The 23,639-nt window shown below is 41.7% G+C and carries 21 protein-coding genes; 7 read left to right on the top strand and 14 right to left on the bottom strand.

Annotated features, from left to right (window positions below):
- Positions 1-5: 5 nt before the first annotated feature.
- Together MHH58_RS03820 and MHH58_RS03815 are read right to left on the bottom strand one after the other, a co-directional pair.
- Positions 6-800, bottom strand: a complete 795-nt coding sequence (locus MHH58_RS03820; RefSeq protein ID WP_135095958.1) for an NAD kinase — start codon at positions 798-800, stop codon at positions 6-8.
- Between the two features lie 18 nt (positions 801-818).
- The gene (locus MHH58_RS03815; protein WP_115883877.1) at positions 819-1,439 is read right to left on the bottom strand and encodes a GTP pyrophosphokinase; all 621 of its coding nucleotides are present in this window, start codon (positions 1,437-1,439) and stop codon (positions 819-821) included.
- A 150-nt stretch (positions 1,440-1,589) separates the two neighbouring features.
- Between MHH58_RS03815 and MHH58_RS03810 the strand changes: the two genes are divergently transcribed.
- From MHH58_RS03810 to MHH58_RS03800, 3 genes are read left to right on the top strand one after another with little or no spacing between them, the layout of a single operon-like run.
- Positions 1,590-2,180 (top strand): CYTH domain-containing protein, encoded by a 591-nt coding sequence (locus MHH58_RS03810; protein ID WP_135095960.1) that lies wholly within the window; start codon positions 1,590-1,592, stop codon positions 2,178-2,180.
- Positions 2,180-2,548 (top strand): globin domain-containing protein, encoded by a 369-nt coding sequence (locus MHH58_RS03805; protein WP_135095962.1) that lies wholly within the window; start codon positions 2,180-2,182, stop codon positions 2,546-2,548. Before MHH58_RS03810 ends, MHH58_RS03805 begins: the two co-directional genes overlap by 1 nt.
- A 17-nt stretch (positions 2,549-2,565) precedes the next feature.
- Entirely contained in the window at positions 2,566-3,381 is an 816-nt protein-coding gene (locus tag MHH58_RS03800; protein WP_167753342.1) for a DsbA family protein, read from the top strand.
- A gap of 406 nt (positions 3,382-3,787) precedes the next feature.
- Here the strand turns inward: MHH58_RS03800 and pepF are convergent, their stop codons facing one another.
- From pepF to spxA, 4 genes are all read right to left on the bottom strand, one after another.
- Entirely contained in the window at positions 3,788-5,593 is a 1,806-nt protein-coding gene (gene pepF, locus MHH58_RS03795) for an oligoendopeptidase F (RefSeq protein ID WP_135095966.1), read from the bottom strand.
- 55 nt (positions 5,594-5,648) lie between these two features.
- On the bottom strand, positions 5,649-6,623 hold the full coding sequence (locus tag MHH58_RS03790; RefSeq protein WP_135095968.1) for a competence protein CoiA: 975 nt from the start codon (positions 6,621-6,623) through the stop codon (positions 5,649-5,651).
- Positions 6,624-6,688: 65 nt separating this feature from the next.
- Positions 6,689-7,360, bottom strand: a complete 672-nt coding sequence (gene mecA / locus MHH58_RS03785; RefSeq protein WP_115883883.1) for an adaptor protein MecA — start codon at positions 7,358-7,360, stop codon at positions 6,689-6,691.
- 171 nt (positions 7,361-7,531) lie between these two features.
- Positions 7,532-7,930, bottom strand: coding sequence for a transcriptional regulator SpxA (gene spxA / locus MHH58_RS03780; RefSeq protein WP_115883884.1), 399 nt, complete (start codon positions 7,928-7,930; stop codon positions 7,532-7,534).
- A 369-nt stretch (positions 7,931-8,299) separates the two neighbouring features.
- Between spxA and trpS the strand changes: the two genes are divergently transcribed.
- On the top strand, positions 8,300-9,301 hold the full coding sequence (trpS, locus tag MHH58_RS03775) for a tryptophan--tRNA ligase (protein ID WP_341345078.1): 1,002 nt from the start codon (positions 8,300-8,302) through the stop codon (positions 9,299-9,301).
- Between the two features lie 202 nt (positions 9,302-9,503).
- On the opposite strand, the gene fabF is transcribed toward trpS, so the two are convergent.
- The 7 genes from fabF to MHH58_RS03740 all read right to left on the bottom strand — a co-directional run bounded on the left by fabF (position 9,504) and on the right by MHH58_RS03740 (position 17,914).
- Entirely contained in the window at positions 9,504-10,745 is a 1,242-nt protein-coding gene (gene fabF / locus MHH58_RS03770; RefSeq protein WP_341345077.1) for a beta-ketoacyl-ACP synthase II, read from the bottom strand.
- Positions 10,745-11,701 carry a beta-ketoacyl-ACP synthase III gene (locus MHH58_RS03765; protein ID WP_135095973.1) on the bottom strand — a complete coding sequence of 319 codons (957 nt, stop codon included), beginning with the start codon at positions 11,699-11,701 and terminating at the stop codon, positions 10,745-10,747. Before MHH58_RS03765 ends, fabF begins: the two co-directional genes overlap by 1 nt.
- Positions 11,702-11,841: 140 nt before the next feature.
- On the bottom strand, positions 11,842-13,695 hold the full coding sequence (locus MHH58_RS03760; protein ID WP_135095974.1) for an oligopeptide ABC transporter substrate-binding protein: 1,854 nt from the start codon (positions 13,693-13,695) through the stop codon (positions 11,842-11,844).
- 171 nt (positions 13,696-13,866) lie between these two features.
- The gene (locus tag MHH58_RS03755; RefSeq protein WP_228063385.1) at positions 13,867-14,742 is read right to left on the bottom strand and encodes an ABC transporter permease; all 876 of its coding nucleotides are present in this window, start codon (positions 14,740-14,742) and stop codon (positions 13,867-13,869) included.
- A gap of 225 nt (positions 14,743-14,967) precedes the next feature.
- Positions 14,968-15,930, bottom strand: a complete 963-nt coding sequence (locus MHH58_RS03750) for an ABC transporter permease (RefSeq protein WP_135095976.1) — start codon at positions 15,928-15,930, stop codon at positions 14,968-14,970.
- 8 nt (positions 15,931-15,938) lie between these two features.
- Positions 15,939-16,871, bottom strand: a complete 933-nt coding sequence (locus tag MHH58_RS03745; protein WP_135095978.1) for an ATP-binding cassette domain-containing protein — start codon at positions 16,869-16,871, stop codon at positions 15,939-15,941.
- Positions 16,868-17,914 (bottom strand): ABC transporter ATP-binding protein, encoded by a 1,047-nt coding sequence (locus MHH58_RS03740; protein ID WP_135095980.1) that lies wholly within the window; start codon positions 17,912-17,914, stop codon positions 16,868-16,870. The genes MHH58_RS03745 and MHH58_RS03740 overlap by 4 nt, the downstream gene beginning before the upstream one ends.
- Before the next feature lie 309 nt (positions 17,915-18,223).
- Here MHH58_RS03740 and MHH58_RS03735 point away from each other — a divergent pair, with 309 nt between their 5' ends.
- The 3 genes from MHH58_RS03735 to MHH58_RS03725 all read left to right on the top strand — a co-directional run bounded on the left by MHH58_RS03735 (position 18,224) and on the right by MHH58_RS03725 (position 21,710).
- The gene (locus MHH58_RS03735; RefSeq protein WP_135095982.1) at positions 18,224-18,421 is read left to right on the top strand and encodes a YjzD family protein; all 198 of its coding nucleotides are present in this window, start codon (positions 18,224-18,226) and stop codon (positions 18,419-18,421) included.
- Positions 18,422-18,530: 109 nt separating this feature from the next.
- A complete protein-coding gene (glpK, locus tag MHH58_RS03730; RefSeq protein ID WP_341345076.1) occupies positions 18,531-20,030 on the top strand; it encodes a glycerol kinase GlpK in 1,500 nt (499 codons plus the stop codon).
- A gap of 24 nt (positions 20,031-20,054) precedes the next feature.
- A complete protein-coding gene (locus MHH58_RS03725) occupies positions 20,055-21,710 on the top strand; it encodes a glycerol-3-phosphate dehydrogenase/oxidase (RefSeq protein ID WP_135095986.1) in 1,656 nt (551 codons plus the stop codon).
- Between the two features lie 395 nt (positions 21,711-22,105).
- Here MHH58_RS03725 and MHH58_RS03720 read toward each other — a convergent pair whose 3' ends face one another.
- Positions 22,106-23,086, bottom strand: coding sequence for a nuclease-related domain-containing protein (locus MHH58_RS03720; protein ID WP_341345075.1), 981 nt, complete (start codon positions 23,084-23,086; stop codon positions 22,106-22,108).
- Positions 23,087-23,639: the final 553 nt, after the last annotated feature.

The following is a 23,639-nucleotide window of genomic DNA, read 5'->3' as shown; positions in this document are numbered from 1 at the left end:
AACTTTTATGAAATGAACGAATCGTGCACTCTTTGCCAGAACGGGAATGGCCTGAATCGTGCAAAGCGGATCTTCTCTTCAGCTACGGAAAACTGAATAGACTTTACACCTTTGTGCACCAGGTTCACATGATCAATCGTCATCTGATATTCTTCACTGTTAACCGGTCTGACGTTGACAAAATGATGCTTCGGCAAGACAAGCGGCGAACCGACCGTCCGGAAGACACGGTTATTTATCGATGCAATTTCAGTCATCTGCACTGCTTCGATGGACGGGTGTATAATAGCACCGCCGAGCGCCTTATTATATGCTGTGGAACCCGAAGGCGTTGAAATACACAAACCATCCCCTCTGAATCTTTCAAAGTGGCGGTTTCTGATATCCACATCCATAACCAGTGTCGATCCGTTGGTCATACGGAGCGTCGCTTCATTTAAGGCGAGGTACTTCGTTTCCATGCCGACTTTATCATAATGAATCATCACTTCGACAAGCGGATACTCAACGATTTCAAAGTCATCATTTTTCAATGCCATAATCAGGCGTTCAACTTCATCTTGTCCCCAGTCGGCGTAAAAACCGAGATGTCCTGTATGCACTCCGACAAATGATACTTCACCGACGATATGCTGATAGCGGTGAAACGCCTGAAGCAGCGTACCGTCGCCTCCAACAGAAACGACAATTTCCGGCGACTTTTCATCCAGCACCATATCCATCTCAAGCATATAGTTCATCATTTTGTCAGTTAGCGCGTTCGATTTTGTATCCCCTTTTGAAACTATAGCAAATCTCATATCATCACCTGATTTCATTTATATATTACGTTTTTTGGAAAAGTATTTCTGCGCTTCCTGAACTTCTTCTCTTATCTCCGACATTTCTTTGTCGAGCAGATAAGCCGCTTCAGCTGCATTCTGCAGACGGTCTTTAATTTCCGGCGGATATTCTCCCGAATATTTATAATTCAGAGTATGTTCAATTGTCGCCCAAAAATTCATGGCGAGCGTACGGATTTGAATTTCAGCGAGAATATTAATTCTGCCGTTCACGCTCTCGACCGGATACTCGATAATAATATGATACGAGCGGTAGCCGCTTTCCTTTGTATTCTCGATATAATCGCGTTCTTCAATTACCTTCATATCTCCCCGTGATCTGATATGATCTGTAATTACATTAATATCATCAACGAACTGGCACATAATCCGGATACCCGCTATATCATACATCTGCGCACGCAGATTATCATAAGGGATATTTCTCGTACTCGCCTTTTCTATTATACTCTGGACCGGCTTCACTCTTGATGTTACAAACTCCACCGGTGAGGACTGGCTCGTAATCTGATAATCTTTGCGGATACCTTTCAGCTTAATTTTAAGCTCTTCCACCGCCTGTCTGTACGGTGCTAAAAATATACTCCACTCTTCCAATTAAATTCATCCTCCAGACTCCACTGTAAAGGCCATTATTTTTTACTTCTGACGTAATTTATTCTACCATAACCCGTGAATTCTTATATATATAATCTGTTTGCTTTACAGGTTTTAAAAATTTAAGGATAATAACTGTGAGGAGTGAGGATGATGTTCGAAAAAGAAATCGAGTTTAAAAACCTGCTGACGGAAAGTGAATACGGTAAAATCAGGAACGATCATTTCTCCGGCGGACAGCCGCTGCATTTAACAAACTACTACATAGATAATAATGAACTGCAGCTGATTAACAATCTATTAATGCTGAGAATACGGGTCGAAGGCGGCAAGCAGCTCATGACGGTAAAAATCCCGGATGAACGCCATGTCGTTTACGAGTATTCCGGTGTTACGGATATCGATCTCACCGAAGGTGCTGCCATCGATGAAAGCAGCATCCCGGAAAACATACGCGGACAGCTTAAACAACGCAATATCCGGATGGACAGTCTGGCCATTCAGGGAACCTTAGTGACCGAACGGTTCGAAAAACCTTTAAACCTCGGTCTGCTCGTGCTCGACAGGAGCACCTACCTCGGGACGACTGACTTTGAACTTGAATTTGAAGCGCCTGACGTCAGTACCGGACAGGCAGAATTTACGCAAATTCTTAATAATTATGGTATTGTACGACGAGACGAAATTGTTAAAAGCGCACGTTTTTATAATGCACTTAAACACAAGAAGGGGGTAAACTGATGCCTTTAGCATATAATGAAATCGGCGAGGAAAAGCTTTATAAAATGATAGATATTTTTTATGAATATGTAAAAAATGACGACCGTATTAACCATCTTTTCCCCGACGATTTAACAGAAACTGCCTATAAGCAGAAACTCTTTCAAACACAATTTCTCGGCGGACCGAATTTGTACAACGAAAAGTACGGACATCCGATGCTCCGGGCAAGGCATATCCCTTTTAAAGTGACACCCGCTGCAAGCGAAGCCTGGCTTGAGAATATGAACCGGGCGATTCTTGACGTCGGTATAGATGAAGAATTGCGTGAGTATTTGATGGCACGTTATACCCTTACTGCAAAGCATATGGTAAACAGTGAGGATTAACAGCCGTCAACAAAAATATAGAGGTGAAATACGTGAGCAAAAATAATAGTGAAGACTTGCTGTTATTGGAGCAGTCAGATCATACAGTCGAAATTTTTTATTTCTTTGATCCATTTTCAAATGACTGTATAGCTATGGAGCCCGTAATAAATAAATTGCTGATTGAATACCGCGGACATATTACTATTAAAAAAATATTGGCGCCGTCGCTGTCTGTGCTGACTAAATGTCAGGCGCAGTCTACATCCAGTGTCGATAATATAGCACTCGCCTACAAAGCGGCGGAAATCCAGGGACAGTCCAAAGCTCGAGCTTTTATCAGATATATTTTTAACAGGATTAATCCGCTGAATACAATCTGCACGAAAGAAATGATTGATGACAGCGCAAGACTTGCCGGCATCGATTTAAATTCATTCCACGAAGATTTGAACTCTCCGACACTCGATGCGATGCTGAAATACGATTTGTCAGTGTTCAGGGAGATGGATATCGAAAGCCTGCCCGCCATGGTTTTCTTCTCAGGTGATGTAAAATCGGAAGGGGTTAAAGTTGAAGGTTTTTATCCATATCATATATACACTTATATTATTAACGAGCTGATCGGTATCGAAGTGGAGAAAAGACAGCTTCCAAGTATCATTGACTATATCAGAGCCCATGAACTCGTCAGTTTTGATGAATTAAAAACTATCTTTGAGTGGCGTGCCGGTTTATTATTAAACGAACTGAAAAAACTGCGGCTTCAGCGCTTAATTGATGAAGTCAATTTAAACAATCAGTCTTTCTATCAGCTTAAACAGCCGGCAGTTCCGCTGCAGGCAAAACATTAATAACGAAAAATACCAGGTCCGAAACAAAAGATATAAAAGGTTATAATATTAGATGATTTCACTTTAAAAGCCGTACGTTAGACTTCTAGGGGAATAGCATCTGCGTGAGACTACAGACTCACGCGATGCCCCAGAAAAGCTAACGTACGGCTTATTTATGCTGTAAACATTTATGTCCGAGCCCAGTGTTTTTTAATATGTATTAAAAAAGCCAATAAAAAAAGTAGCACATCTTCTATAATGTGCTACTCAAACAAAGGGGATGGGAGAAATTTTTCACTGTTAACAAAGGGGTATGTTTCAGTGATAAAATTTTCATGAGTTAAATATAGCACGGTAACAAGCTCTAAGCAACACTTTGAACAGTTTTTCACATTATTGTCATAATGTAAACGAATTCACAAACTTAATTCTCTAAATCAGTAAGCAATTCTTCAAATTTTGTTAATTGTGCTTCAAAAACTTCCAGTGCATTTTCAACCGGTTTGCTCGTCGTCATGTCGACTCCAGCATTTTTTAATATTTCAATCGGGTAGTTCGATGATCCTTTTTTAAGGAATTCCTCGATATAGCGCTGTGCAGTCTCTTCCCCTTCTTCCAGCACCTGTTTTGACAGACTTGCTGCAGCTGCGTAGCCTGTTGCATATTGATAAACGTAATAGTTCATATAGAAGTGAGGAATTCTTGCCCACTCCACGCTGATTGCTTCGTCGTAGTCGACTGCATCACCGAAATATTTTTTATTCAGATCTCCGTAAACTTCGCTGAGCTTGCCTGCTGTCAGCGGCTCTCCCGCTTCTTTAAGCACATGAATTGCATGCTCAAACTCCGCAAACATCGTCTGACGGAACACGGTGCCTCTGAAACCTTCCAGCTGTTCGTTCAATAAGTACAGCTGCTGTTTTTTATCATCGAGCGTATTAAACATGTAATCAGCAAGCAGCGCTTCGTTAAAAGTACTTGCGACTTCTGCAACAAAGATAGAATAGCCGCTCGTATTTGCCGGCTGGTTTTTGCGCGAATAATAACTGTGCACAGAATGTCCGAATTCATGCGCCAGCGTGAACAGGTTATTGACATTATCCTGCCAGTTCATAAGGATAAACGGATTTGTCCCGTAAGTGCCTGATGAGTATGCACCTGTACGTTTTCCTTTGTTCTCATATACGTCTACCCAGCGGTTCTCTAAGCCTTCTTTAACGATGCTGACATATTCTTCACCTAAAGGCTGGAGAGCATTTACAAGCCATTCTTTGGCATTTTCATAAGTCATATCAAAGTCTGTATCTTCAACGAGCGGTACGTACATATCATACATTTTCAATTCATCGACTTTTAAAAACTTCTTGCGCAGTTCTGTATAACGGTGTAAAAGATGAAGATTATCGTTCACTGTGTTTACCAGGTTGTCATACACAGATTCAGGAATATGGTTATTTGACAGCGCCTGATGACGGCTTGATTTATACCCTCTGACATCCGCACTGAAAGCATGAGTATTTACAACTCCGGCAAGTGTCTGGCTGAGTGTGTTTTTAAATTGATTATATTCACCGTACAGGTTGTTATAAGCAGACTCGCGCAGCGTCCTGTCGGAAGATTTAAGCAGTTCAACATAGTTCCCCTGAGTAAGTTCATGCTCTTTTCCTTCCTTGTCAACAGCAGGTTTAAAAGTAATATCTGCATTATTAAACATACCGTACACTTGAGATGGTGTATGCATCACTTCACCGGCACGGGCAAGGAGCTGTTCTTCTTTATCGCTTAAAATATACGGTCGCTGCTTATTTAATTTCTCAAGATCAAATTTAAATTCCGCGAGCCGTTCATGATTCGCATATTCTTTTAAAGTTTCTTCAGGAATTTCCATAATTGCCGGCACGAGGAAACTCCAGGCTGTCGAGTATTTAACTGCAAGTGATCTTGCCCGGCTTTCGAGTGCGCTGTAAGTATCATTTGACGTATCCTGGTCGTGTTTTAAATGAGCATAGACAAATAATTGCCCGAGTTCTGTATCGAGTGATCTTTCGAGCTCCAGAGCATCTGCGAGTTTTTCTGCAGAATCGAAACCATCTTTGAATTGATCGTTATCAGCGATTTTGCTCTCGAGTGCTTTATACGCTTTTTCAAAATCTTCGTCACTTTTAAAGATCGTCGTTAAATCCCACGTATTTTCAAGCTGCTGTTCTTCTCTAGTAATTAAATTCCCCATGAATAAAAACCTCCGTTTATTAGTAACACAATTTTCTCAATAATTTATTCTTTATTCAAGCAATATCTTTCGAAATCCGAAAAACTTTTAAATAGAAAGCAAGCAGCTTCTTAATGATTGTGTTTTTATCAGGAATATCAGAGAGTGTTCTCAATTTAATAAAGTTAGAAAACTTTTCGCGGTCAAAAGTACTGTTCGTTAAATGGTAATAAATATATAACTTCCACTCAATTGGCGAATTTAAAATATATCTTTCATCAAAACCGGTAAAATAAAGAAAATCAGGCAGCGTGCCTGCAGTCAGACCCAGCTGATACATATAAGTCAGTGTCGGATTCAAGACTGATTTCCCGGATTTCTCACGCCGGATTAAACGCTTCACCGCTGCTTCTGACAGCCTGTATGTTTCTGCCCAGCTTTCCTTAGTTTGAAATGTTAATAAATCATCCAGGACCACCTGTTCTTTTTTAAATGTGAAACGGTTTAAGCCGGCAGTATGCCCGATGTGCCAGGCAGTAATAATAAGTTTTTCGGTATCCACTGTATAGATAGTATCTTCGGACATGGCGGACAGCTGAAAATGACTTAAGGAGACGAGCACACCTTCCTGTTTTATTTCTTTTTCGTCCAGCAGCCAGATTACTCTGATACCGAGCTTACGATAGCCTGAGGTGCGCGATAAAATTAATTCCGGACTGATTCTTGACAGCTGAATTTCAAGAGCCAGGCTGTGTTCAATTAAAATATCCGGAATCTGTTCAATACTTTCAAGATAATATTCCATCGCTGTATCGTAACGCTTCTTCAATTTAAGGTATAAATCGTGTTTCAGCTTTAAATGGAGCAGCGATTCCCTTTTGTATAAATATCTGCTGCATTGTAAAATATGATGGTGAGAAAAGTGCGGAACCTTTACGCTGCCTGCTTTTAAAATAACAGGTGTGTCACAGACCGGACAGAAATACAGTTCATTTTTTACTGCATTTAAAGCCATAACCTGCAAGCCGTTTTCATCATTTGCCATAAACATAAAAAAACCTCCTTTTCCTATATATAGGGAAAAAGGAGGTTTTATTTTTTTTTCGTACAAGTTAATTAATTTTCTTGAAAATATCTTCTAACCTGCGCCCGAACGTTGTTACTCATTATAATTTTTCCATATTCATCCAGTAAGGCACTGGCAATCGAAGTCGGCTCACTGTATTCCAGCAGCTTTGATTCAATACCTTCCATACTGTCAAAATGTGTTCTGTAGTCAAAGAAGACCTGGTAGTAGTATTTACCATCCAGTACATACAGTAAATCTTCATACAGCGTTTCATCCACTTCAACTTCATGAGTATATTTTATAAGATTTTCAAAATCACTAAAGTGAACCATCAGGGGTTCATTAATGACTGGAACATCAAATTTATTATTGTTGTCAGTTTTCCGTTCGTCGATGGCTTTATCGATAAATGATTCGATTTCCCGGTTTTCAATATTCATGGCATAAGGCTCCATGCCATACGGATCATGTTCATTCTGGGACTTAGACACAACGACTTCGATACCTTTGTCGAACGCATGCACTTGAATCCATAATGGGCCATCCATAGCAAAATCATCTGTTTGCTCGTTGTTTACTTCATCCATAATCGTCCAGAAAAATTCTTCGCCGCGCTGACGGTTCATCCATAAATCTTCTTTGTTAAAACCGCGGCTTTCAATATCGCTGTATGTTAAGAAGAATTTAATGGTTGAGTCGTTCACTCTTTCAATTCTCATCCTGCTCACTCCCTTACCATCATTTCTGCCTATTATACTAAGGATTATAATATAATACCAAATTTTAGATTTGTCTGCTTATTATATGTTAAAACGCCCGCAGATAGCAAATCATCTGCAGGCGTATTGAACTTCATACATATATCAAGTTAATCATCGTACAAATATTTCTTATAATTCTGCCAGGCGTTTAGCTTCGATTAGATGCAAGGTTCTAATACTGCGTGGTAAAAAGCGTCTGATTTCATCTTCGTTGTAGCCCACTTGTAAACGTTTGTCATCCATAATAATTGGACGTCTCAATAAACCGGGGTTTTCCATAATTAAAGTATACAGCTCATTCATAGGAAGGCTTTCGATATCAACATTTAATTTTTGGAAAGTTTTAGAGCGAGTCGAGATAATTTCTTCTGTCCCGTACTCTGTCATTCTTAAAATAGATTTAACTTCGTCTAAAGTTAATGGTTCAGAAAATACATTGCGTTCCGTATAAGGAATATCGTTTTCCTGCAACCATGCTTTTGCCTTACGACATGACGTACAACTTGGAGAAGTAAATAGTACTACCATGTAACTCACACTCCAATTTTTTTATTTCTAACAAGAATCCATACCCGTTTAAAGTTATCTTTAAACATCTCACCAGTATGTAACCCTGACTCCTGTTGACAATTCTTATTATAGGTACTAAACATTAAAATAAAATGAGAATATTGTAATAATCTTAAAAATTATTAATTAAGCTGCTGTTAAAAAGCAATACTTACTGCCTGATTCTATTATAACATCAAACTTGGTCAAAGTATAGATGTTTTCCACATTAATACTGCCTCCTCCAGTTTTTTCATATAAATGAATGCTAATTTGCCCACTTGATTGCACATCTGCAAAAAGAGTATTAATATTAAGAGACTAACTAAAACTATGTAGGTGACATTAATGAAAACATTATTCTCAGGCGTTCAGCCAAGCGGTATTCCGACTATAGGGAACTATATTGGCGCTTATAAACAATTCGTTGAATTACAGGACGAATACGATTCATACTTCTGCATCGTGGACCAGCATGCTATCACTGTGCCCCAGGACCGGCTAAAGCTCCGTGAAAACTCACGCGCGCTCGCAGCAATTTATCTTGCAAGCGGCTTAAATCCCGATAAGATTTCTCTCTTTATACAAAGTGAAGTCTCAGCTCATGCCAAAGCAGCATGGATGCTGCAGTGTACTTCATATATCGGAGAGCTTGAACGTATGACACAGTTTAAAGATAAAGCACGAAAGCAAAATCAGCGGGACGGCATCTCTGTTGGACTCCTGACTTATCCTGCTTTAATGGCCGGCGATATTTTACTTTATAACGCTGACGTAGTACCAGTCGGTGACGATCAGACTCAGCACATTGAATTTACCCGCAATATTGCCGAGCGTTTTAACACTAAATATAATGACATCTTCACACTGCCTGAAATTAAACTGCCGGCAGTCGGCGGACGTATTATGAGCCTGAACGAGCCTGTTAAGAAAATGAGTAAGAGTGATGATAATCAAAAATCATTTATAACCTTACTGGACGATCCGAATCAGGCGGCGAAGAAAATCCGTTCTGCCGTTACCGATTCTGATACCGAAATTAAATTCGATAAGGAAAACAAACCTGGTATTTCGAACTTGCTCACTATTTACAGTTCATTAACCGATAAAACAATCGGACAGCTGACTGAAGAATATAAAGACTCCAGCTACGGAGACTTTAAGAAGGACCTCGGGGAAGTCGTGAAAGAATTCCTTATCGATTTCCAGGAAAAATACAACTATTACCTCAACAGTGAAGAACTGGATGAGATTCTTGATGCCGGCCGCGATAAAGCAGCGCGGAAAGCAGATAAGATGGTAGAAAAAATGGAACGCGCAATGGGCTTAGGCAGAAAGCGCAGAAAATAATCAGTAATCCGGACAGAATTTTTGATTCTGCCCGGATTTTTTGTGTTTTTGGGTAAATGAAAAGGGGATCGAGATCTCATTGCGGAGCAAACACACTTTCTCGGGAATGACAGGAGCTCATTGCGGGGCAAACGGAAAAATTCCGTACAAACACAAAAAAAGCACGTTCCACCCAAGGCAGAACGTGCTTCAATATATAATTTTATTCTTCGTATTTTTTAAATACCAGAGACGCATTGTGCCCGCCGAAACCTAAACTGTTAGATACAGCATATTTAAGGTCAGCTTTTTCAACACCGTTCGGCACGTAGTTAAGATCGCACTCCGGCGCCTGGTTTATTAAATTAATAGTCGGGTGAACTTTGCCTTCACGCAGACTGTAAGCAGTAATGATCGCTTCCATACCGCCTGCTCCGCCGAGCATGTGGCCCGTCATCGATTTAGTCGAGTTGACGAACAAGTTATCCGCATGTTCTTTAAAGACAGAACGGATTGCTAGCGTTTCAAATTCATCGTTGTAAGGTGTACTCGTACCATGCGCGTTGATGTACTGCACTTCTTCAGGTCTAATGCCTGCATCTTTCAACGCTTCAGCCATTGCACGTGCGCCGCCTTCTCCATTTGGCGCCGGTGCTGTAATGTGATGTGCATCTCCCGTAGAGCCGTAGCCTACAATTTCAGCATATATTTGTGCACCGCGTGCTTTTGCATGCTCGAGTTCTTCGATAACAACAATCCCGGCACCTTCAGCTATTACGAAACCGTCCCGGTCTTTTGAGAAGGGACGCGACGCATATTCAGGATCGTTCGAGTTCGATAATGCTCTGTTCGCCTGGAATCCTGCAACACCCATGTTTGTAATTGGCGCTTCAGTACCGCCCGTAATCATTACATCTGCCTGGCCGCGTTCAATAATTTTAAACGCGTCACCGATAGAGTTTGTACCGGTTGCACATGCTGTGACCGTCGCACCGTTCGGGCCTTTTGCCCCTTCACGGATTGACACCTGGCCGCTCGCCATATCCGGGATCATCATCGGAACGAAGAAAGGACTGACACGTCTCGGTCCTTTAGTCGTCAGCGCGATAAAACCATCTTCCAGTGACTGAATGCCGCCGATTCCGGAACCGATCCATACTCCGACACGTTCAGCATTGCTGTCGTTAATTTCAAGCCCTGAATCCTTTACCGCTTCGTCTGCCGCAATAACAGCAAATTGTGTAAATTTATCCATTCTGCGCGCTTCTTTTCTATCGATAAAATCTTCTATATTTAAGTTTTTTACTTCTCCGCCGATATGAACATTAAATTGTTCGGTATCGATATTAGTAATTTCTGCAATTCCATTCTTACCCGCCAATGCGTTCTGCCATGTTTCCTTTGCTGTATTACCAATTGGTGTTACTGCCCCTGCACCGGTAATTACAACTCGCCTTCTAGTCATTAAGAGTCCTCCTTTTTAGTACCCCAAGTTAAACAAACTGCGCCCCATGTTAAACCGCCGCCAAATCCGACGAGAACAATATTGTCTCCCGGTTTGATGCGGTTTCTTTTCACTTCATAATCTATGCTGAGCGGAATCGATGCTGCTGAAGTGTTCCCGTATTTATTGACAGTCACACTCATTTTATCATAAGGCAGCCCCATACGTTCTCTTGCCGCATTCATAATTCTAATATTAGCCTGATGAGGAATCAGCATATCAATATCTTCTTTTGCAAGTCCTGCTTTTTCAGTGACTGCAACGCTCGACTCTCCCATTTGACGGACTGCAAATTTAAATACTTCCCGGCCGTTCATACGGATATATCCTTTTTCTTTATCTCCATATAAATACTTGCCGCCTGATCCTTTGCTCCCGAGTTCGAAAGATTTAATGCCGAAACCTTCTTCAACTTCACCAACGACTACAGCACCTGCACCGTCTCCGAATAATACCGCGGTCGAGCGGTCTTCAAAGTCAGTTATTTTTGTCAGCTTATCAACGCCGACCACTAAAATATTTTTGTAGTTGCCGGATTTAACGAACATTTCAGCTGTTGAGAGTCCATATATAAAACCTGAACATGCAGCGAGCTGATCCATCGATGCAACATTATTGAGTCCCAGACGGTCCTGAATCATAGTTGCAACTGTCGGGAATTTATAATCTCCGGTAGAAGTGGCAACGATTACAAAATCGATATCTTCTTTTGCCACGCCCGAGTTCTCTATCGCCTCTTCAGCTGCATAAAAAGCCATTTCACTTGTTTCCATATCTTCCGCGAAACGCCGTTCTTCTATACCTGTCATTTCTCTAATCCATTCATCAGAAGTATCGAGAATTTTTTCAAAGTCAAAATTCGTAAATACTTTTTCTGGTGCATATGAACCAATGCCGAGAATTCCTACATTTGTCATGCTTCTCACACCTTATAGTCTCATTATATTACTAGGTACTAATTTATCATAATTCAGTCCGTCTTTCAATTAAAAACAAACTGATAAATAAGAAGAAACCTGAGACAATTTGTCCCAGGTTTCCTCTTATTCATTAATGGTTATTCTGCGTCTTCAACACCAACGCGGTACCATAACAGGTCTTCGTTCCACTCGTAATCTTCAGAGTAGTTGATTACTCTTTCGTTTACAGGTGTAACAAATGCACGGTAAAGTGTCGGAATTACAGGAATATCTTCAGCCATCAGTTCTGCCCACTGGTTGTATACATCTTTTCTGTATTCAGTGTCAAGAGCTTCTGCTGAGTTACCATCTTCCAGCAATGCAGTACTTTCATCTGATTCATAGCGAGTGTAGTTAAATGGAGCATCCGGACCGTAAAGACCTGAAGGGTCTACGTCAGAACCTACACTCCAGGCACCCTGATAAATATCGATTTCCGGATCATCGTTTTCAACCATGTCGTAGAATGAGTTAAACTCGATTAAACGGCCGTTAGTTAATTCAACATTTAAACCGACATCTCTCCAAGACTGGATGTAGTAGTTTGCTAATGGTTCCGCAGTATCTCCACCTGACATTGAAGCAAAGTTAATCGTTAACGGTTCTCCTTCAGGTGTTTCTCTCATGCCATCTCCATCAGTATCTTCGTATCCAGCTTCGTCAAGAATGCGGTTTGCTTCTTCAGGATCGTAGGCAGGAACTTCTACTTCTTCATGCCAGTTAGCATGGTAAGGAGTAATTAGTGAAGTTGCTTTCCAGCGAAGTCCGTTGTAGAAACGTTCGCCGATTGCGTCATTGTCAATTGCATGCCACATTGCACGGCGTAATTCAACGTCGCCCATTTTCATTTCTTCGGGTTTATAATCTACACGATTTTCATCAGCATTCCATGAGCCGAGTTTAAATCCGATGTAAGTATAAGCACCTTCAATATTTGCCAGCCATTCAACACCTTCAATGTCTGCAACATCCGGATACTGGTCTGTCGGGAAACTGATAGCATAATCTATCTCTCCTGACTCAACTGCACTTGCAACTGACGATGGTGCAATGACACGTACCGTTACTTCTGCAGCTCCTGGTTCACCGCGCCAATAATCTTCAAACTTAGACATAGAAATCGACTCACCTGAAACCATTGAGTCCACTTTGTATGGTCCAATACCAATTGGGTTTTCACGAGTTTCAGGTGCTGCTGCCATATCAGCTACTTCTATACCGTCATAATGATGTTCAGGGAAAGCATATGGCCAGAAACCACCGGCTGTTAATGACGGCGCAAGTTCACTGTATGTAAATACAGCAGTTTGATCATCCACTACTTCAATACCTGAAATAGAATCAGCATCGCCGCTTCTATATTCTTCGTACCCTTCGATTAGCGTAAAGCCGTCTGTTGAACCGCGTACCCCGTCGTAATCAGGATGTCCGATAACTTCATATGAAGCAACATAGTCCTGAATCGTTAACGGCTCCCCATCGTGCCAATTCACGTCATCACGCACTGTAAACGTTACAGTGTTATTTTCTTCATCGAGTTCGTAAGTCATCGCACCCTCATTTGTATACTGGAAATCAGCATCCATTGACAGTAATGATTCATCGAATAACTCAAGCATTTCTGCATCTGGTGCACCATTGTAGAATGCCCAGTTCAGAGTGCCCTCAAAAGGCGTATCTGATGAATATCCTACTTTAATAGTTCCTTCCCCTGAAGGCTCCCCTGTATTAGATACTGTTTTTGGAAAATCTTCATAGTTGTATACTTCTCCTGAAGCAGTATCCCCTTCTTCTGCAGAATCATCTGATGATTCTTCATCTCCTGATTCTTCCGTTGAAGCGTCATCCGTAGATGTATCTTCTTCTGAAGAATCTCCCCCGCATGCTGCCAGCGCTAAAACAAGAGCCAGCGTCATAAGGAAGCAAAACCTCGACCAAGAAATTTTAGTCATTTTATTTCCTCCTTTGTTTTTACTGCTTGATATATATACAAAGTTCAGATCTCCGAACTTTAGTATCTGAATTGAAATTCTTCCATAAAATGTTTGTAAAGTTTTCTTAATATTCATAATAGCATAGTTATGCAGCATTACAATAATTTTTTTGAAAATTAAGTCTTCTGTTTATGCATTGCGCTGACGGGCGTCTCCTGCACGTCTGAATGCTTCTCCGATGTTTCTGACACACAGCATTAAGATTAAAATCAGGATTGCAGCAGGTGCCCAAATCCACCATCTGTTCTGCAGAGTCTGCGTTTGAATTGCATAAGCCATGAGTGTCCCGAGTGAAGGTGTGCTCTCCGGGAAACCAAAGCCGATAAATGACAAGCCTGATTCAATTCCGATATTTGCAGCCAGTGACAGCGTTGCGTTAACGATAATCAGACCGACCATGTTTGGCATCAGCTGGGTAAATATAATTTTAATATTAGAACTTCCAAGAGTCCGGGAAGCATTAATATAATCGAGCTCTTTCTCCTGCATCGCAATTGAACGAATCAGCCGCGCTGTACCTGTCCACAAGAAGGCAGCCATAATTAATGAGAATGTCCAGATATCATACGATGGAACGATTGTTACGAATACAACAACGATCATCAGGAATGGCAGAACCATGAAAAAGTCAACAACACGCATCATCGCGTTATCGATATGTCCGCCAAAGTAGCCCGATACAACACCGTAAACTATACCGAAGCCGACACTTATAGCAGTGACCAGGAAACCGATAGCAAGTGAATTCCTCGTTCCAATAATCAGCTGGCCGAAGATATCGCGGCCGCCGTAGTCCGTTCCCAATCTGAATTCATCATTAGGTGGCTGGTTGATTGCGAATAAATCCACTTTAACAATCGCCGCCTGGTTCAGGAACATCGTTAAGCCGAATACATATGATGTAATAACGACTAGAATTATAAGAGAGAACAGCGCGAGTTTATCGCTGATTAATTCTTCAAATATAATTTTCCAGCCGGGCTTAGAGCGCGGCAGATTTTTCATATCCAGCGCGCCATGGCCCACTGCCCCATGCGGTAAATCCGCTTTAACGCTCATATCCATTTCTTTTCGCTCACTGCTGTCTTTATCATCCAGTGAGAATGCATCCCCTTTTTCAGGCGGGGTGTATTCTTTGTTTGCCGGTTCTTCACTGTACTTATAAGTTTCTGTTTCATTTTCTTTCAGTCTGTTTTTGTCTTCTCTTTTATTAGCCAAATTCACCCCTCCTTACTTAATGCGGATACGCGGATCCACTATACTTAAAATAATATCTGACAGCAGCGTTCCTATAATCGCAAGCATTCCGTACATTAGAATAAGTACGTTCGCCACTGAAAAGTCGCGGATTGAAATTGATTCAAGGAATAAGCGGCCCATGCCTGGATAGCCGTAAATCGTTTCGATAAACAGCGACCCGCCTAATAATGCCGTAATTTCATAACCGAAGAAAGCAGCAATCGGTAAAATTGAGTTTCTAAAAATATGTTTCGTATAAACTTTTCCTTCTGTTACACCTTTAGCACGTGCTAAAGTTATGAAGTCTTTCTGTTTTGTTTCGATAATACCGCTCCTTAAATACTGAACGGTGCCGACCAGCCCGATTAAAGCTATAGCAAAACTCGGCAATATAAGATGCTGGATTTTACTCAGCACATACTCGAAGGTGCCCGGCTGTATGCCCGCTCCAACCGAACCGCCTGTAGGAAACCAGCCAAGTGTATAGCCGAACAGCAGCAGCATTACTAAACCAAAAATAAATGTCGGTGTTGCGAAACCTAAGTATGTGTATCCTGTAATCAGACTGTCGAGCGGCGAGTCGTTCCATCGTCCTGAAATAAGGCCTAATGGAATACCGATTAAGTAAATTAATACTGCTGAGAATAATGACAGCCATATGGTATTCAGCATTCTGTCACCGATAACGTCAAGTACCGGCTGCTGTTTAAAGAACGAGTGCCCGAAATCTCCCTGCAGCATCGCAGCTATCCAGTCTCTGTACTGAATATACCAGGGATTGTTTAGTCCCATCTGTTCACGCAGACGTTCGATTTGTTCAATCGGCACTGTAGGGTCAATCAGACCGCTTAAGGCATCCCCCGGCATTAAAGAACCCAGGAAGAATACCAGAATACTTAGTAAAATAATTTGCGGAAACGATATAATTAACCGTCTAATAGTAAATTTTAACATTCAGCCTTTCACCCCTTTGCCGGCAGTGCAGCTTTGTGCGTTGCTGAAATATTAATCAGCGGCAATGCTCTGCCATCCTCATCTAAATATTCGTGAAAATGCTGGTCGTATTCTTCTTTTACCGACTGGCGAATATGCAGATTTTCATCGATTTTATCAACGTTCGTATCCGGAATCGCAGCGATCAGACGTTTCGTATAAAGGTGCTGAGGATTGCTGAAAATATCCTCTGCGGTGCCTTCCTCGACGAGGCGTCCCTGATACATAATACCGATATGCTGACACATGTGCCGGACAACCCCTAAGTCGTGCGCGATAAACAGCATTGTCAAGTCCAGCTCTTCTTGAATATCCTGCATAAAGTTTAATACCTGCGCCTGGACCGACACGTCGAGTGCAGATACAGGCTCATCGGCAATAATCAATTTCGGGTTCAGTGCGATTGCCCGTGCTACACCGATTCTCTGCCGCTGTCCGCCTGAAAATTCGTGCGGATATTTATAAAGCGAGCCCGGCGGCAGCCCTACTTTTTGGAGCAGATCCAAAACTTCTGCAATCAGTTCATCTTTAGTACGTTTGTGATAATTTCTAATCGGCTCACTCACGATATCAAATACACGCTTACGTACATTTAAAGAAGAGTACGGATCCTGGAAAATCATCTGGATTTCTTTGCTGTTTTCCACTGACTTCCCGCTTCCGCTGATTGCTTTGCCATCGAAAAGAATCTCCCCTTCCGTTATATGATTCAAGCCGATGACTGCTTTGCCTGTTGTTGTTTTCCCTGATCCCGACTCTCCAACGAGACCGTATGTAGTGCCCTGCGGAATATTGAGTGAGACTCCGTCAACAGCTTTAACGTGGTCTTTAACTGTATTGAAAAAACCGCCTTTTATCGGGTAGTACACTTTTAAATTATTTATTTCGAGCAGGTTATTCATTCCTTCACCTCTTCTGCGCCATTTTCCATTTGCTCCTGTTCTACTTGAAGTCCGATATCAGGGTCCGATTTTAAATAGAAGTCTTTATAGCACGTGCAGCGTACATAATGCTCCGGGCTGATTTCCCTAAGTTCTGGATTATGTTCATGGGCTTCAGCCGGAATCCACGGAATCCGTGGCGCAAAACGGCATGAGTCTCTATCCATTTTATTCAGTGCAGGCACGACCCCTTCAATAACATGAAGTCTGCTTCCCATCTGCTCTTCATGCGGCAGTGAGTTTAGCAGAGAACGCGTATACGGATGTTTAGGATATTTAAATAATTCTTTAACCGGTGCGATTTCCACAATCTGGCCGGCATACATTACAGCTACCCGATCTGCCATTTCCGCCACAACACCGAGATCATGCGTAATCAGCAGTACTCCCGAGTTAAGATCTTCCTGCAGTTCTCTGATTAAGTCGAGAATCTGCGCCTGAATTGTTACATCCAGCGCCGTCGTCGGTTCATCTGCAATCAAGAGCCGCGGTCTGTTCGCAATTGCAATTGCGATTACAACACGCTGGCGCATTCCTCCTGAAAGTTCATGAGGGAATGCTTCCCCGACACGTTCCGGATTTGGAATGCCTACTCTCGACAATAACTCTATTGCATAGCTTTCTCTTTCACTTTTAGCTTTCGTCTTATGTATTTTTAAAGTCTCCATAATCTGAAGCTTTATTTTCATTAACGGGTTCAGTGCAGTCATGGGATCCTGGAAGATCATGGCCATCTCTCCGCCGCGTATAGTGTTCATCTTTTTCTCATTAATTTTAAGAAGGTCTTTACCTTCAAAATCCACCTGGCCTTCAATACGTGCATTCCTGTGAAGCTTCATTAATGAAAATGCCGTTGCACTTTTCCCCGATCCGGACTCCCCGACAAGTGCCACTACTTCATTCGGCTGAATATCCAGTGACACACCGTCCACAGCGGGGTAATATGTCCCGTCTATTTTAAAGGATGTCGTCAAATTTTTAACGCTCAGAAGCTCTTCTCCCACTTAAATCACCTTAACTTTCCCTTTGTTAAAAATAAGTCTCAATTTTTCAAATTATGTAAATTCTCGTGTTTGTTTTTCTATTGTATAAAGACACTGTCAAAAAGGCAATAATAATTATCTAAAAATTATAAAATTTCTGCATGTAATTTATTAATATACATCTATGCATAATCGTTTGCACCTTTATTCTATGAGACCGCTTTCAATAATGCAAGCGTTTTCAGCAATTATTTTTTCCCTACTATACTTTATGAATTTTTTCATGTAAAATGAATGTATAAAATACGTTAAATCGGAGGCTTCTCACTGATGAGATATCTCGTTACATTTTTATGGGCATTCATGCTCACTCAGATGGTCAACTTTATACTTAACAGTCTTGCAGGCGGCGGCCCGTTAAACTTCTGGATTGGTGTTGTTTTAGCGGTACTTATTACATTGACAATCTTTGTCCTTGACGGATTGAATAAAATGTCAGCTGATCCTAATGCCGGCGACGAACACTAAACTGGATTTCATATGAAATCCGGTTTTTTTATTTGTATTTTTTAACTTTACTGTAAAACGGGTATAATTATTTTATAATCACTTTTACCTTTTTTGGGGGTATTTTAATATGAAAAAATTTATCATGTCGATCGACCAGGGCACAACGAGTACGAGAGCTGTACTTATCGACCGGGAAGGAAATATTGCCGCTTCAAATCAGCGGGAGTTCACACAGCACTTTCCGCGTTCCGGCTGGGTGGAGCATAATGCAAACGAAATATGGAGTTCTGTCTTGTCTGTAGTTGCCGGAGTCATGATAGAAAATAACATCACACCGGCTGATATCGATTCAATCGGTATTACAAATCAGAGGGAAACCGCAGTAGTCTGGGATAAAAATACCGGTCTTCCAATTTATAATGCTATCGTCTGGCAATCCAGACAGACCGCCGATATTTGTTTTGATTTGAAAGAACAGGGATATGAAGCGCTTTTCCGGGAAAAGACAGGACTTGTAATTGACCCTTATTTTTCAGGCACTAAAATTAAATGGATTCTCGACAACGTTGAGGGTGCCATGGAAAAAGCAGAAAACGGCGACCTTTTATTCGGTACGGTAGACAGCTGGATTATATGGAAATTCACTGAAGGTGCTGAACACGTTACAGATTATACAAACGCGAGTCGGACACTTCTATATAATATATACGAGCTAAAATGGGATGAAGAACTTTTATCTATCTTAAATATTCCGAAGAAGATGCTGCCGGAAGTAAAATCTTCAAGCGAAATATACGGCTACACGACAAAGTCCCACTTCTTCGGTTACAACATTCCCATTGCAGGTATCGCGGGCGATCAGCAGGCAGCCTTATTCGGCCAGACGTGCTTTAATGAAGGCGATGCGAAAAATACTTACGGAACCGGCTGTTTTCTGCTTCTGAATACAGGTGAAGAACCGACATCCAGCAACAATGGCTTGTTAACGACGATTGCTGTCGGCATCAACGGCAAGGTGAATTATGCACTGGAAGGATCTATTTTTGTTGCGGGCAGCGCGATTCAGTGGCTGCGTGACAACCTCGAATTTTTCAGCGACTCAAAAGTAAGCGAACAATATGCTAGGCAAGTAGATTCGTCTGAAGGTGTATACGTCGTGCCCGCCTTTACCGGACTCGGTGCGCCATACTGGGACTCGGAAGCGCGGGGTACCATGTTCGGTCTGAGCCGGGGGACAACTAAAGCGCATATCAGCCGGGCAACACTTGAAGCTGTCGCCTATCAGACAAAAGATGTTCTCGATGCGATGCAGCTCGATGCCGGTATAGAAATCGACAGGCTGCGAGTGGACGGCGGCGCTTCAGCTAATAACTTCCTTATGCAGTTTCAGTCTGATATGCTGCAGACCAAGGTTGAGCGTCCCGCAATTTTGGAATCGACTGCGCTCGGAGCTGGTTATCTCGCAGGCCTTGCCACAGGTTTCTTTCTGTCACAAGAAGCTCTGCAGGAACTCAGTAAAACCGATTCAACATTCAATCCGCTGATGGATAACAATAAACGGGATACACTCTACCGCGGCTGGCAAAGTGCAGTCCGCGCGACTCAGATGTTTAAGACAGATGAATAATCCGAATTTAAAAACAGGAGGAGAATTATGTTAAACGCACTTACACGTAAACATCAGCTTGATCACATGTCGAAATTTGAATACGATTTACTTATAATCGGCGGCGGAATTACGGGAGCCGGAATTGCACTCGATGCATCGATGCGCGGACTGAATGTCGCCCTGGTAGAGATGCAGGATTTCTCAGAAGGTACGAGCAGCAGAAGCACGAAATTAATTCACGGCGGACTCCGGTATTTAAAACAAATGCAGGTTAATGTTGTCAGGGAAACTGGCCGTGAACGAGCCATTGTTTATGAAAACGGTCCGCATGTCACAACACCCGAATGGATGCTGCTGCCTTTTCATAAAGGCGGTACATTCGGCGAGTTTACAACGAGCCTCGGACTGAAAGTCTACGATTCTCTTGCCCAGGTCGATAAAAACGAACGCCGCAACATGCTCACAAAACAAGAAGTTATCGAACGGGTTCCTAATATTAAAAGTGACGGACTCCGCGGCGGCGGTCACTACGTGGAATATAAAACTGATGACGCGAGACTCACTGTTGAAGTAATGAAGAAAGCCGCTTCCTACGGTGCAGATGCAGTCAACTACGTGAAAGCAGACGGATTTTTATATGATAACGGTACGGTTACAGGAATTAAAGCCAAAGATGTTCTGAGAAACGACACTTATGAAATTAAAAGTAAAGCAGTCGTTAATGCAACCGGCCCCTGGGTCGATGAAGTCCGCGCGAATGACCAGGCGGGCCGGCAGACTAAAAAGCATTTAGTTCACACTAAAGGTGTTCACATCGTCTTTAAACAAGAGGATTTCCCGTTAACCCAGGCTGTTTATTTTGATACAAAAGATGACGGCCGTATGATTTTTGCTATTCCGCGGGCCGGCAAAACCTACGTCGGTACAACAGATACATTTTACGGTGAAAATAAAGCCAGGCCGAAAGCTGAGACTGAAGATAAAGCTTATTTGGTCGACGCGATTAATTTTATGTTTCCAACCTTAAATATAGATATATCGATGATCGAATCCTCGTGGGCCGGTATTCGTCCGCTTATCCAATCCGGCAGTAAAAATGCTTCGGATATCTCACGCAAAGATGAAATCTGGCACAGTACAAGCGGGCTCATTACAATCGCAGGCGGCAAACTTACCGGCTACCGCCATATGGCTGAGGAAATCGTGGATGAGGTTGCAGAGTATTTGAAAAAACATCATAAAATGAACGTTAAAAAAGTTTCAACTAAAAATGAACCAGTTTCCGGAGGCGATGTCGGCGGCAGTGTCGGCTATCAGAACTACGTTGACAACATAAGCCGTAAAGCGCCGAGTTACGGTCTTACACTCGATGAAGGTCATATGCTCGCCATGAAATACGGCAGCAATGTCGAAGCAGTTTATCAATATGCAGGCATTACAAACGATAATCACGAAAAATACAGTCTGCCGAAACCCTTATATGCGGAAGTAATTTACGGTATACTTCATGAAATGGTAATCAAGCCGGCTGACTTTTTCGTACGCCGTTCAGGCAAACTTTATTTTGAAATCGAGGATGTCGTAAAATACCGCAGCGGTGTTGAACAGCTCCTGCAGGATACCTTAAGCTATGATGACGAAACCCGCAATCAATTCTCCCGGGAACTCGATGAAGCGATTGAAGATACCAGAAAATAATAGATTATACTGCCTTTAGGCCGGCCGGGTGCGAATCTGCACCCGGTTTTTTTCTTTTGGGGAAGGGTTGGCGATAGTTCGGGTTGGGGGGTTGAGGTCCTTATGAAACCCGATTATGCCGATCCCAGCGCCGGCGGATACACATGATACCCGTTCATGCCAACCCCAGTGCCCGCGGATACGCATGACAACCAATCATACAAACCCCAGTGCCCGCGGATACGCATGACAACCAATCATACAAACCCCAGCGCCCGCGGATACACATGACACCCGATCATACAAACCCCAGTGCCGGCGGATACATATGACAACCAATCATACAAACTCCAGTGCCGGCGGATACTTATGAAACCAGTTCGCGCCAATCCTCTCCTTACAAATCACCAAAATAATTATGAATGAATAATTTTATCTTTATATCTCTGCGTACTTCTTATCACGGATAACTGTTGATTAAAATTACTGTATTTCAAAGTATAATATGTAGAATTCCCTTTTTTAACACTGCAGCAATGTTTTTTCAAAGCACAAAATACAGTATTTTTATTAATTTTATAATCAATCAATTGCAGCAATGACAATCTCGTCATTGGATGACTAGGAAACAAGTATTTATAATCAAACATCGCTCGCACTAAATGGGTTTCATAGCTTTCTATGCTCCCGCAATCAGAGCATTTAAACTGAAATTTACCTTTAAGTAAATTAAAACTTGAGCAATGTCCGCAATATATCCCGTGTTTAAGTTCAGAAATATTAATAAAGTCAGCAGTGTCGGGCTTTGAGGTAATGGAATTCTTTATCAGCTGGACAATGTTTTTGGCATTATTTCCTATCGTCTCGTTTCGAAAACTCCTGAGGTAATTTTTCAGCTGAGTCCTCATCACTGCCTGATTATGCATTTTTTCATTGTCAGATGTAAAATTAAAATCATCATTCGGAAAAATAACTTTACTATCTGTATAAAAATCCAGAGAACTTTTATTTCCTAGACTCACTATTTTATTTTTCGCCCGGTTAAGCTGGATAAAAGGATCACTTTCCATCTGTCTGTTATTTTTATGCCAGCTGTTATTATCATACCTGTAATCTCCGGTGAGGTTTTTCACTTCGTTAACCACAATTCTGCTATCCATAACTATAATACTGTCGTACTGTGTTACCGAATTATTTATATGCAGGTAAAGATCTCTATGAATATATAAATTGTTATGCCCTATAAAATCAAATATTTCATCGTATAAACATTCTCCTTCAAATCCTTTTTCCAAATTAGACAACTGATATTTTTCATTGTTCGTCAGTTCTTTACGTTTGGAAAGTGCAATGTAATAAAGTAACTCGATTGGTTTTTCACGACTATTTAAAAACATTATTATTCCTCCTATAAAAAAAGTCCTCTTACCCTATATATAGGCGAGAACCCTGTTTTTCTTTTAAAAAAGTTACTTAAACACAAAAATAGCAAAACTGGTTTACTTTTTACACAAACAAGGTTATTTTTGTAATTAAATGTATGTACATATTTTGTATAAACTATATATTTAGTCGTTAGAACGAGGTATATTTAAATTTTGAGGTCATATAAATAGGTTTAGATTATTTTTTTAAATTTGGATTGATATGAAATTTGGTCATGCCAATCCAAAAGGTTCCGGATACATATGAAACCCAATCATACAAACCCCAGCACCGGCGGATACACATGACAACCGTTCATACAAACCCCAGTGCCGACGGATACACATGACAACCGTTCATACAAACCCCAGCGCCCGCGGATACACATGACAGCCATTCATACCAATCCCAGCGTCCGCGGATACACATGACACCCAATCATGCCAATCCCAGCGCCCGCGGATACTTATGAAACCAATTCATGCCAATCCCAGCGCCCGCGGATACATATGATACCCAATCATG

Source organism: Jeotgalicoccus sp. FSL K6-3177 (assembly GCF_038050175.1).
GTDB classification, from domain to species: Bacteria; Bacillota; Bacilli; order Staphylococcales; family Salinicoccaceae; genus Jeotgalicoccus; species Jeotgalicoccus nanhaiensis.
This window is presented reverse-complemented; position numbering and strand designations above follow the sequence as displayed.